General features: G+C 29.9%; 10 protein-coding genes. 9 read left to right on the forward strand and 1 reads right to left on the reverse strand.

Annotated features, from left to right (window positions below):
* Positions 1-158: 158 nt before the first annotated feature.
* The 9 genes from L1S47_RS10935 to L1S47_RS10975 all read left to right on the forward strand — a co-directional run bounded on the left by L1S47_RS10935 (position 159) and on the right by L1S47_RS10975 (position 10,968).
* Positions 159-677 carry a sigma-70 family RNA polymerase sigma factor gene (locus L1S47_RS10935; RefSeq protein WP_238883597.1) on the forward strand — a complete coding sequence of 173 codons (519 nt, stop codon included), beginning with the start codon at positions 159-161 and terminating at the stop codon, positions 675-677.
* Between the two features lies 1 nt (position 678).
* Positions 679-2,175 (forward strand): DUF4179 domain-containing protein, encoded by a 1,497-nt coding sequence (locus L1S47_RS10940; protein WP_238883598.1) that lies wholly within the window; start codon positions 679-681, stop codon positions 2,173-2,175.
* Between the two features lie 136 nt (positions 2,176-2,311).
* Entirely contained in the window at positions 2,312-2,929 is a 618-nt protein-coding gene (locus L1S47_RS10945; RefSeq protein WP_238883599.1) for a DNA-3-methyladenine glycosylase, read from the forward strand.
* A 19-nt stretch (positions 2,930-2,948) separates the two neighbouring features.
* Entirely contained in the window at positions 2,949-3,809 is an 861-nt protein-coding gene (locus L1S47_RS10950) for a GNAT family N-acetyltransferase (RefSeq protein ID WP_238883600.1), read from the forward strand.
* Positions 3,810-3,886: 77 nt separating this feature from the next.
* Positions 3,887-4,597 carry a tetratricopeptide repeat protein gene (locus tag L1S47_RS10955; RefSeq protein ID WP_238883601.1) on the forward strand — a complete coding sequence of 237 codons (711 nt, stop codon included), beginning with the start codon at positions 3,887-3,889 and terminating at the stop codon, positions 4,595-4,597.
* Between the two features lie 45 nt (positions 4,598-4,642).
* Positions 4,643-6,961 carry an ABC transporter permease subunit gene (locus L1S47_RS10960; protein WP_238883602.1) on the forward strand — a complete coding sequence of 773 codons (2,319 nt, stop codon included), beginning with the start codon at positions 4,643-4,645 and terminating at the stop codon, positions 6,959-6,961.
* A complete protein-coding gene (locus L1S47_RS10965; protein WP_238883603.1) occupies positions 6,948-9,188 on the forward strand; it encodes an ABC transporter permease subunit in 2,241 nt (746 codons plus the stop codon). Before L1S47_RS10960 ends, L1S47_RS10965 begins: the two co-directional genes overlap by 14 nt.
* A 15-nt stretch (positions 9,189-9,203) precedes the next feature.
* Entirely contained in the window at positions 9,204-10,181 is a 978-nt protein-coding gene (locus L1S47_RS10970; RefSeq protein WP_238883604.1) for an ABC transporter ATP-binding protein, read from the forward strand.
* Positions 10,174-10,968 (forward strand): ATP-binding cassette domain-containing protein, encoded by a 795-nt coding sequence (locus L1S47_RS10975; protein ID WP_238883605.1) that lies wholly within the window; start codon positions 10,174-10,176, stop codon positions 10,966-10,968. The genes L1S47_RS10970 and L1S47_RS10975 overlap by 8 nt, the downstream gene beginning before the upstream one ends.
* An 80-nt stretch (positions 10,969-11,048) precedes the next feature.
* On the opposite strand, the gene L1S47_RS10980 is transcribed toward L1S47_RS10975, so the two are convergent.
* Positions 11,049-11,678 carry a hypothetical protein gene (locus tag L1S47_RS10980; protein WP_238883606.1) on the reverse strand — a complete coding sequence of 210 codons (630 nt, stop codon included), beginning with the start codon at positions 11,676-11,678 and terminating at the stop codon, positions 11,049-11,051.
* Between the last annotated feature and the right edge of the window lie 686 nt (positions 11,679-12,364).

Consider the following 12,364-nt stretch of genomic DNA (forward strand, 5'->3'; position numbering starts at 1 on the left):
TATAGATTTACTAATCAAAAATCAACATTAGTACAAAAGTTTTATGGGAAATATGTAAAATTTTTAAAAAATATAAAACTTTTTTCATACTTACTGTGTCTAATAAGTGTAGAGTAAAATAAGTCCTCTACTTAAAGTTTATCTAAGGGAGAAAAATGATGGATTTAGAGAAAAAGATTGCTCAAGCAGTTAAAGGAGATGAAGAAGCCTTCAACTATATACTAAAACTAAAAAAAGAAGATTTATATAGGACTGCTTATGCTTTTGTGAAGAATAAAGATGATGCACTAGACATATTGCAGGAAACTGTTTATAAAGCCTATATTTCTATAGAAAAGTTGAGAAAGCCACAATATTTTAATACATGGCTTACAAGAATATTAATAAATAACTGTAAGAATTTTATTAGAAATAAAGAAAAAGTCATTTATTTAGAGGATAACAAAAACTGTAATGAAGATAGCGCTAAAATCAATATAGATGAGCGGTTAGATCTTTTATATGCCATTGATAAGTTGGAAGAGAAACATAGAATGGTAATTATATTAAAGTACTTTCAAGACTTAACAATAAACCAAATTGCAGAGAGTTTAGATTGTCCTATAGGAACTGTTAAGACCTACCTAAATAAGGGGTTAAGTCAATTAAGGTTATATGTAGGAAAGGAGATTATCTAGCATGAATGATATAGAGAATTTAAAAAATTCAATTACTATTCCTAAAGAAATTGATTTGGCTATTGAGCAAGGAATAGAAAGAGGAAAAAGAGAAAAATTAAAAAATACTAAACCGAAACATAATAAACTTATTATAAAGGTAGCTGGATTAGCACTAATATTTACTACTGCTATATTTATTGCTAAGCCAGACTTGGTTAAAGCTATATCTAATCCAGGTCTTATATTTAAAATGCTTTCTGAAAAAAGAAATTATGGAGAACCTATGCCAAAGTTTGAAAACTTCTCAACTTCATTAAATAAGTCTATTGAGAAAGAAGGAATTAAGCTAACCATAAATGAAATTGCAATAGATGATAGTATGATTGCCATATCATCTACAGTGGAAGGAAAGGGAATAAAAGATAAGACTTTTGATATAGGGGCAATAAAGCTAAATGGTATGTATGCTCAATCCTATGGCAGTGATAGTGAAATAATTAGTGATGATAAGATAATTATAGCAACATATTCTAATATAGCAGAGATGAACCTACCTGATGAAGTACAGGTTGAAATGTCTTCTGGAATCATAGCAAATGTTGTAGGACCTTGGAATTTTAAGTTTACAGTTTCTAAAAAGGAAAGTAAAAAAAATTCTAAGACTATACAAATAAATAAAAAAATTGATTTACCAGAAAGTACATTAAATATTAAAAATTTAATTATAAGTCCATTTAGAAATACTATAAATATAGAAGGAATTAATAAAACTACAGATGTTAAGTATAAAAAGGGCTCTGGAGCTTATAGGATGTCAGAAGTTAGGAGATATATAGTCTTAGATGAAAAAGGCAATCCTCTTATGACTAAAGAAGAAGGAGGAGGCTCAAATGATAAAGGATATGAAGAAAAGCTGGGTATCTTGGGGGATATATCAAATTTAAAAAGTATAACTATCATACCTATAGTAGATGAAAATGGGATAGATGTTAAGAAAATAGATGGTATAAATACCTTTATTCTTCAATGTACTATTAATAGTGATGACTTTAAGACGACACCACAAGAAAATATAGATAAGAAAAGAAAGGCAACTGATAAGGAAAAGAAAGATGGATATGCTTATGATGAGGTAGTAAATTCTTATAATATGGATAGGAGTAGAACTTTTGTACCTATTGATAAACTTATAAATCAAAAAATACAAGTTAATGATAGTTCAAGTGTAATAATTAAAAATGTAGAAGCAAATGATAAGGGTACAAAGCTAACCTTTAAAATTAATGGGGATTATAATTATTTTAATATAAATTATGCTTATATTATAGATGAGAGTTTTAAAACAACTTCAAGAGCAGAAGATGGGATAATCGGTAAAGTAGAGGATGTTAATGAGAAAGTTGTAAGTATAGTACTACCTCCTATAGATAAAAGTAAAAAATATAAGATTGCACTACCTACAGATACAAATCCAGTAATAGAGGAAAAATATAAACTAAATGTTAATTTGAAATAAAAATAACATAAAAAACTCTAAATATTTTAAAATGTTTAGAGTTTTTTTGGTAAATAATATAATTTGATATATAATAATATTAAATTGAAAAATATGATTATTTTTACATATAATCATATTTAGCAAAGGAGAAAATATGAGGCTGGAGAGAGAATTTTTTGCTAGAGAAACAGTTCAAGTAGCTAAAGAGCTATTGGGGAAAGTATTGGTAAGGGAAGTTGATGGCCAAATATTGAAAGGAAAAATTGTTGAAACTGAAGCTTATGTTGGTCCCATAGATAAAGCATCTCATGCGTATGGATTCAAAAAAACAGCCAGAGTTGAACCTTTGTATGGGAAACCAGGAATATCTTATGTTTTTAGCATTTATGGTATGTATGTGTGCTTTAATATAATTACATTTAAAGAAGGTTCTCCAGAAGGGGTTCTTATAAGAGCCTTAGAACCTGTTCAAGGCATAGATTCAATGTCGGTAAATAGGTTTAAGAAAGAATATAATAAATTAGAGACTAGAAAAATAAAAGAGTTAACTAATGGACCTTCAAAATTATGTATAGCAATGAATATAACTAAGAAAGAACACAATTTTATAGACCTAATAACATCATCTGAATTATATGTAGAGGATGGAGAAGCTGTTAATAACAGGGATATTGTAGAAACAACAAGAATAGGTATAGACTATGCGGAGGAAGCAAGATATTTTCCTTGGAGGTTCTATATAAAGGAAAATGAATTTGTATCAAAAAAATAGGATTTGAGGGGTATTATTAATGTTTAAGTTAATAAAGGCTAATGGACTAACTAAAGAGGAGTTGCAAGCTATTAAAGAATTAGAAGAAGACTGTAATTCTTATGAGAAATTAAATATGAAGCTTAATTGGGATATGCTTGAAAGTAGAGCCAAAAATCAAGTTAATGATCTTCTATATTATGAAGATGATAAATTAATAGGATTTTTAGGAATGTATGGGTTTGGTTCAAATCCAAAAGAAATCGAAATTACAGGCATGGTTCACCCGCATTATAGACGTAAGGGGGTATTTAAAGAACTTGTATCTGAAGCAAAAGAGCATTGCAAAAAAAATAAGGCTGAAAGAATTCTTTTAATTACTGAAAGAAGAATTGATTCTGGAATTGGTTTTGGGAAAGCAATAGGTTCAAAATATTCTTTTTCTGAGTATAGAATGAAGTTTAATGAATCCAAAATACCTAGCTTTGAAAGTAGGGGGATTTTTCTTGAAAAAGCAGATATAAAAGATAAAAAAGAGCTTTCAAAGTTAGACAGAGAATTCTTTGGATTACCTGAGGTGAATGATGAAGAAGGTAGTTCAGATGAAAATGAATATAGAACTACGTATATTGCTGAGATGGAAGGTAAGGTTATTGGAAAGATTGGGATAACTATGGATGGGGAAGATGGATATATATTTGGGTTTGGAATAAAGCAAGAACATAGAAGAAAAGGCTATGGAAGAATAGTATTAAGTTTAGTTATTGAAAAATTACTAAAAGATAATATAAATAGTATAATACTTGAAGTTGCATCAGAAAATGATAAGGCTTTAGGATTATATAAATCATGTGGTTTTAAGGAAAGTACAATTTACGATTATTATAAACTAGATGTTTAACATAAAAAGAATTGGAAGGATGTGAACATTTAGTGAGGCTAAGAGAACATGGAGCTCTTCATCACTAAAGAATAAATATGTTTAGAATTAAGTTACCAGGAAGCAGAAAATTTAAAATAGCATTATTAAGTATATTAGTAATAATTATTATAGGAGTTTTAGTAAAGCAAAGTATTGATAATAAAAAGGAATTAGATAGGCAAAATAAAGTGCAGGAGCAGCTAAAGGAAAAGGAAGCTAGCGAAATTAAAGAAAAGAATGACCAAGCTGCAAAAGCTAAGTTAGATGCGGAAAATAAGCAAAAGAGTTTGGATGAAAAAGCAGAAAAAGCAAGAGAGGTGTTTTATACAAAAGACTATGAAAGTGCAATCTCCTTATGTAATGAGATTTTAAATGAGGATAATAGCAATTATAAAGCATATTCAGTAAGAGGCATTGCAAAAGCTTATACGAGGGATTATAGTGGAGCGATGCAAGATATAGACAAGTCTTTAGAAATAAAACCTGATTATGGATATGCTATGTTTAATAAAGGTTTACTGTATGAGTTGCAAGGTGAATTCATGGATGCAATAGAATGGTATAACAAAGATTTGGAAGTAGAAAATTATGTTTGGAGTTACTATGGAATAGCAAGTATATATGGTAGAAAAGGGGACGTTGACAATACAGTAAACTACTTATCTAAAGCAATTGAATTAGATTCGGCAGTAAAAGAAACTGCAAAAGAAGAACATGATTTTGATCCTGTAAGAGATTCTGAAAAATTTAGCAATCTAATAAAATAAAGCAATAAAAGTTAGGCAGTGAAATTAAAAATGAGGAGGGGTATTGTGCTGAAATGGGTAAAAGGATTTGGTGGCTTTTTTTTACTTATACTGGTTGTGGTTTTAGTCGCGTTTAGTATTAATAAGCACAGCTTCCAAAAAGATATTTTTACTAGCGATAATGTTTATAAAAATACAGATGAGCTTTCAAAAATAGATACTAATGATGGACAAGTAAAATACTTGGAAAAATACTTCAAAGAGATAGGGCTTAAGCCAGCAGGAGAAAATGGGACATACTATCAAAATTTTAAAACCATGGTGCCTATATATAATTCATCTCCAGAACTAAGTTTAAGAGATAGAGATAATAAAGTAATTAAAAGCTTTAAGTATGGAGAGGACTTTAGAGAAACACTCATAGGTTCTGGGGGAGTAGGAAATGTTAATAGTAAATTCTATCTGCTTCAAGGAGATATAGAATCAATTCCAAAAGAAATATTAGAAAATTACATTATTCTATCTTCTGTACCATTAAGTGATAGTAAGTTAGAATATGTTGCGCAAAGTGGTGGAAAAGCTGTAATTTTTCCTGGAAATGGGATAGGTCAAAAAAATTCTTTTGATATGCAGAAAAAGAATGGAAAATCTATACTAATATACACTGTTACTCAAAATGTATTTCAAGATTTAAGTAATTCAGTGGGAATGAACCTAAATGGATATTTAAATGTTGATGTAAGTTTTAAAATGCAAGATACTCCGAATGTTTTAGGGATGATTCAAGGAAGTGATAAATCTGCTGGATATTTAATTGTTTCATCACATATAGATGAGGATGCATCAGGAATTGCCATGCTTATGGAACAAGCTAGAACATTAAAAATGCAAAAGTATAGTCCAAAGAAAACTATAATTTTTGCTGTATGGAATAGTTTTAATCAAGGAATGAAGGGTTCAAAGTATTATGTGAATAATCCGCTCTTCCCACTAGAGAAAACGCAAGTGTTGGTATTTAATAGCGTGGGAGATAGATCTGATATTAATCTTATAATGTCAACAGATGGGGTTGTGGCACAAACAATAATGAGCAAACTAGCAGCGTATTGTTCCGCAAGTGGCATTGTTCCTATGATGAATAGCAATATTTATGGTACTGATGGGGAAGAATTTTTCACTAATGATATCCCTGCAATAGTATTAAGTGGCGATAAGACGGGGACTTCAGTTTTTGATATTAAAAAAATAAACAGAGATACAATAAATGGCTTTGGGAATGTACTTTTAAATTATATGCAAAGAGAAGTTTATGGAGATTGGTATCATGGGCTTTTTAATGGAACAGAACAAGCCTTCATTTTAATAATAATAGCAGCTGCAATAGTTATAAGTGTATTGAAGATGGTATATAGATTAAAACCTAGAAATAAATCTTTTGAACAAGTACTGGAAACTATATATTATTCAAGTGCTTTTTCAATATTTGATAAGGTTATACAAATACTTATTGTGATAAGTGTAGCAACGTTCTTTATATCGTTTTTAGCTTATACTCCAAAAAGTTTTGATGTTGTTTCCTATGGTGGCGAGCATATATCGAATTATCCAATTTACAATATAGCAAATAACGCTATTTTGTTTATAAGAGATTTTCTCACAAAGGGATTTGGTAAAACCTTAAGTGGATTTAGTATAACTTATATTATTAGCTTTTCAATTATAAAAAGTTTGGGCTTAATATTGAGCTCATTAATGCTAGCATTTTTCATTGGAACATTAATAGGAACCTTTAGTAGTTTTAAAAATAAAAATAGTGGAAATGCAGGTTTCTTATTGCCTGTAGCTGTACTTTCTTTGCCGGATGTATTTGTGGCAGTATGCATACAGCTTGGATTTATTTATTTAAGAAAGAATCATATAATTTCAACTGAAAATAGCAGCATTACACAGTTCTTACTACCACTACTTTGCCTTGCTATTATTCCAACTGCGTATATTTCAAGAGTGGCACAGGTAGCTGTAAAAGAAGAAATAAATAAAGATTATATAGTGGCTGCAAAAGCAAAAGGATTATCAACTTTTAGCATATTAAAAGATCATCTCCTAATAAGTGTAGTCATTAAAATAATCGAAACTTTACCATCGGTGTTAACTATAATAATGTCAAATGTTATTGTAGTAGAATATCTATTTGGGTATACAGGTATTGTATATCAGTTATTTAGTTATTTTAAGGATGGCGACATTTGGACATGTATATGTTTGATTATTGGTATAGGAATAGTTTACTTTATTTTAAATATTATATTTAAAATTCTTTCTATAATAGTTAATCCATTTAAAAGAGGTAACATATTAGGAGGAAACCAAAATGAAAAAGCTTAACTTACCTCTCATAATCGGAGGAATAATAATAGCAGTTATCTTAATTCTTGTTGCTTTTCCAGAAAAAGTTACCCATTATAATCCATATGCGATAGAGGGTATCAGAACAACTGCTCAGAAAAGTGGAGCGTCAATATCAATTCAAGGGGCTCCATTCTCACCATCAAAGGACAATATACTAGGGACAGATCAACTGGGGAGGGATGAATTAAGCTTACTAGTTTACGGAACTAGACTTACTTTAGAAATAGGAATTCTAGTTGTATTGGGTAGATTTCTAATTGCTATTCCCTTGGGTATAGCAGCAGGATTTGGGAATAATCTATGTAAATCTATAATAAGTTTATTTAATTTAGTATTTAGTGCAATTCCAGCACTAATTATAAGTATTCTAGTGTTAGGAATAAGCTTTTTCTTAGGTTTATTTAAGGAACAATCTATATTAGCCTTTGTGATTGTGCTTACTATAGTGGGCTTTGGTAAGGTAGCGGGATTGGTAAGAGAGAGAGTTGAAAACATATTATCCAAGCCCTTTATTACAGGGGAAAGAGCAATAGGGAAGAGTAATATATTAATTGCAATTAAAAATGTAATACCACATCTTTCACCGGAGCTTATAGTGCTTATATTTATGGAGATGGCATTAGCCCTTTCTATGATTATGGAATTGGGTCTTTTTGGAGCATATGTAGGAAATATAAGAATTTTATTAGATGGAGGAAAGACATTAAATATAAGTGTGGAACCAGAGTGGGCAAGTATGATATCATCTTCAATTGCATATATAAGTGCAGCTCCATGGATGGTGTTTTCTCCTGCGGTAGCTTTTTTTATTAGTATATTTAGCTTTAACTTATTTGGAGAAGGTTTAAGAGAAATGTTTTCTAGAAAGAAGTTAGGGTCTTCAGTTAGATCTAAAGATAAAAAGAAGAACTTCAAAAGGGCTGGGGTAGTAGTAATTGCGGGAATATTTTTATTATTTATAACAAATATAGGAATTGGATATTATAAGGATCAAGCAACTAAAAAGCAAGCAGCAAATATAATGAATTGGGAATTCAAAAATCAAGTGCTAATAGGTAGTGATGAGGCCAGATATACCTCTGATAATCTAAAAGAGTCCTTGAAAGAAGCAGGATTTCAGCCAATTGGGCAAGATTATATTCAAACCTATGATGTAGATAAATTGAATTCTGCTAAAGAATATTCTTTCACAATAAAAAATGGAGATAAGTCAAATAAGCTGGTATTTGGTAAAGACTTTGCGTTATTAGATTATAAGGATTATTCATTAAAAGGACAAATATTTAAGGGTGATTCAGTGGATATGTTTAATCTAAAGGACTATAAGATATTTGATAATAAACTAGTACTATTTGACGAACAAACCTATTCTCGAGAAGCTATTGAAGAATTTTCAAATAATATTAAAGAAAAGTCAAAAGCATTAGGAGTTATAGATGTATTAAATACTAATGATACCTTGCCTTCTGCTATGAGTAGCAAGACAACAGGTGATTCTTTAATATATATAACAAAGGAAGCTTCTAAATATCTAGAAAACGATACTGAAATAGAGATTAACCTTAAAGCATGTACTTTAACTGGTAAGGGAAGAAACGTAATAGGAGTCTTGCCAGGAAAAAATCCTAATTTATCAAATGAATATATAATGATAAGCATGGGATACAACTACTTTTCTGATGATAGGGAGAATATCATGGAAAAAATGAAAATGCTTATTGAGACGGCAAGAAAATTGTACCAGGACAATAATAATCAAGGCAGAAGTATAATAATTGCATTTTGGGATGGTAATTTAACAGAGGAGTATTCGGGAGTTAAGAAATATGTAGACAATCCTCTGGTTTTACTGAATAAAACTGTTTTGAATATTGACCTAACTAATATGAATGTTAAAGGAAATACTGTAGTTATTAATTCACAACAAATCTCTGTAACAAAGTATTTTTCTTGGGCATTTAATCATGAATTTGAATCAAAGATAAAGAAAAATAATATAATAGTTGAACCTAATATAAGTAAGAAAAAAGTTAGTGAAATAATAGAAAAAGGTCCTAATTCTAAAGAAGTTATGTATTATAAAGGGGCTGTACCAACAATATTGCTGTTAAATAAAGAAAACAATAATGAGATAGAAAAAGATACAATTGAAAAGAATTTTGTAAAGACCTTAGTATCGTCTATTTCAAATATAAATTATTAGTTTGGATGTGAGTTGATGAATAATAATACAATTCTTAATATAAGTGGACTAATGCTCTCTTTTAAAGCTAATAATGGATTTGTTCAAGTAATTAGAGGTGTTGATATTCAGCTTAACAAAGGAGAGATTCTAGGTATACTAGGTGAGTCAGGAAGTGGTAAGACAGTAACTGCATCTTCCGTACTTAGATTAACGCAAGATTCTGATTTAAGAATAGATGGTGGAAGCATAATTTTTGATAATACTGAACTTACAAAATTAAGAGAGAAAGATATGCGTGAAATACGTGGCAAAAGAATATCATATATATTTCAAGATGCTAGCGCTGCATTAAACCCCTATAAGAAAGTGGGTAAACAGCTAAGAGAAGTTTTAAAAGTTCATGGGGAGAGTAATGACAAAAATAGAATAATAGTAGCTATGAGAAAAGTTGGAATCGATAATGCAGAGATTGTTTATAATATGTTTCCTTGGCAGTTAAGCGGAGGGCTTTGTCAAAGAGTGCTTATTACAATGAGTACCCTCTGCTCACCAGAGATAATTATTGCAGATGAACCAACAGCGGCTATAGATGCTTCCTTACAAAAGAAGGTATTAGATCTTTTAAAAGATATAAATATAAAGGATGAATCTTCAATAATTATAATTACACATGATTTTGATGTGGTTAGATATATTTGTAGTAGAGTAGTTGTAATGTATGGAGGATTAGTTATGGAGGAAGGTAGTACTAAGGACATACTTAACAAGCCACTACATCCATATACTAAAGAGCTCATAAGATGCGTAGAATCTTTAGATAATAATGATAAGGAATTATACTCTCTAATAGGGAAAGCACCTAGTCCGGATGAGTTTAAGGATCAATGCCCATTTTATGATAGATGTAAGTATAAGAGTTCTAGATGTTTAGAAGGAATACCAAAGGTAAGAAATATAGATGGTAGAAGGGTAAGATGTATTTTAGAAGATACAGGTGATTTTTTTGAATAAAGAGGATAAAAATATAATAATAATTGAAAATCTATCTAAGCACTATATTGTAAAGAAAAATATTCTTTCTAAGAAGAATCTTATTAAAGCAGTTGATAATGTGAGTTTTGAAATCAAAGAAGGAGAGGCTTTAGGCCTTATTGGTGAAAGTGGATGTGGTAAAAGTACAACTGCATCACTAATTCTAAATCTTATAAAAGCAGATGAAGGTAAAATAATTTATAAAAATATGGACTTAACCAAAATAAATGATGATGTTATGAGAGGGTTAAGAAAAGACTTGCAAATTATTTTCCAGGCAAGTCAAGGGACGTTAGATCCACTAATGACAATTGATGAATTACTAAAAGTACCATTAAAACTTCATAAAATAGTTGATAATTCAGAACTAGATTATGAGGTAACAAGATTACTAAACTTGGTAGAGCTATCTGAGAGTGATAAATACAAGTATCCGCATCAAATGAGTGGAGGACAGAGGCAGAGAATAGGAATTGCTAGAGCTATAGCAACAAAACCGAGTTTTATAATATGTGATGAGCCGGTTTCAGCTTTAGATGTATCTATACAGGGTCAAATACTCAATCTTTTAGAAACCCTAAGAAAGGAATTGAAACTTACTTATTTGTTTATTTCCCATGACTTAAAGGTGGTAAAACACTTATGTGATAGAATTGCAGTAATGAATAAGGGGAAGATAGTTGAAATAGGAGAAACTATGAAGATATTAGAGAATCCCAAAGAGGAATATACTAAAAAACTTATAAGTTCACAATTGTTTGTATAGCAATGATACATTTGTATGAAAATACCCACAGAATTCTTATAATATTCTGTGGGTTTAATTTTATAGGTATTAGTTGTTTATTAATAACATGTAAAGCTGTCTATTCTATTTAGATCTAAGCCAAAGTATACCCATCTAAAGCCCATCCATCTCCATCCAGCTACGGACCTTGGACCAACATAAGTTAAGTAAGCCCAGTAAGCATTACCATTCCTTTGCCAAATGTATATAAATCTATTAGTACAAGGCCTTATTGCACCATAGTCAACCTTATAAGCGCCTACTCCTTTTTCAGTGCCATACTTTTTGCTTTCAGACTTTGAAGGAACAAAATTAGGTGGACTACTCATGGGGCCTGCAGCACTTGGCATTTTACCAGGTGCACCTTGTTGATTGTATTGATAGTTCGGAGGAACTTGGTTGCCTGGATAGTTTGGAGAAAATTGAAATGCTGAAGGATCTACTATATTTGGAGGCATCATATTATTTGGAATTTGCCTATAGCCATATATAGGATTGAAGAATACATCCTCCTCTTCTTCTCTATAGCCATCACCATATTCTTCTTCTAGACTAATAAACCTAAAAAGTGGAGGAATACTATAATTTACGTCTACTTCAAATTCTCCAACTTCATCTATTTCCTCACCATGAGAAAAAAATCTAACAGTTGAGGAATCAAAGTCAAAATTTTCATATGAGTTATACATAAAAACATCCTTTTATATTAATCTCAATTAGTATTATATTCAGTATTCATAAAATGGTTACTAAGTAGAATTTAAGTATTATGAATAAAAAAATAAAAAAATTAAGGAAAAAAATAAATATAATTACTAAATCCATTGACATAATAACTAGGATAGATAATAATTAAGAAGGCTTCAAAATAAGACAAGGTATAATAATTAGGCAAGGAAAAGGACTGTTACTTTTGTAACAGTCCTTTTGCATTATAAAAAATGGTATTAGATATAGGGATTAATAGAAAAATTATGAATAAATATGCATAATTATCGTATAAATATAACAAATATCTTGAATAAATATATAAAGAAAAGTATAATAAAGATATATACTGACTATTAAATTGGGGGCTAAGTATATTTTAAGAAAGAAATGAATAAATTATGTATAAATAGAAGAATTAATAAATCCCTTTATATATGCTGTTTTATTTAATATTACAAAAGAAGGAATGATATACCTTCTTGACAAATGGAATACTATAACATAGAATATCTTTAAGAAAATAAAGTTAGATACACTTTAAATTGGTCCTGTGAGGCCAGAAAGGAGTATGTTGTTATGTTAACATTTGATATTAAAAACTTAACAGCTTTGTCTTTATACGCGTTTTTGCGTTTAACTATTTGGAGGATAATAAAGGGATTAA

This window comes from Clostridium sp. YIM B02551 (assembly GCF_022324735.1).
Taxonomy (GTDB): domain Bacteria; phylum Bacillota; class Clostridia; order Clostridiales; family Clostridiaceae; genus Clostridium_T; species Clostridium_T paridis.

Coding starts and splice junctions, on each gene's coding strand:
- L1S47_RS10935 (WP_238883597.1), top strand. CDS start 159: ATGGATTTAGAGAAAAAGATTGCTCAAGCAGTTAAAGGAGATGAAGAA.
- L1S47_RS10965 (WP_238883603.1), top strand. CDS start 6,948: ATGAAAAAGCTTAACTTACCTCTCATAATCGGAGGAATAATAATAGCA.
- L1S47_RS10980 (WP_238883606.1), bottom strand. CDS start 11,678: ATGTATAACTCATATGAAAATTTTGACTTTGATTCCTCAACTGTTAGA.
- L1S47_RS10970 (WP_238883604.1), top strand. CDS start 9,204: ATGAATAATAATACAATTCTTAATATAAGTGGACTAATGCTCTCTTTT.
- L1S47_RS10950 (WP_238883600.1), top strand. CDS start 2,949: ATGTTTAAGTTAATAAAGGCTAATGGACTAACTAAAGAGGAGTTGCAA.
- L1S47_RS10945 (WP_238883599.1), top strand. CDS start 2,312: ATGAGGCTGGAGAGAGAATTTTTTGCTAGAGAAACAGTTCAAGTAGCT.
- L1S47_RS10940 (WP_238883598.1), top strand. CDS start 679: ATGAATGATATAGAGAATTTAAAAAATTCAATTACTATTCCTAAAGAA.
- L1S47_RS10955 (WP_238883601.1), top strand. CDS start 3,887: ATGTTTAGAATTAAGTTACCAGGAAGCAGAAAATTTAAAATAGCATTA.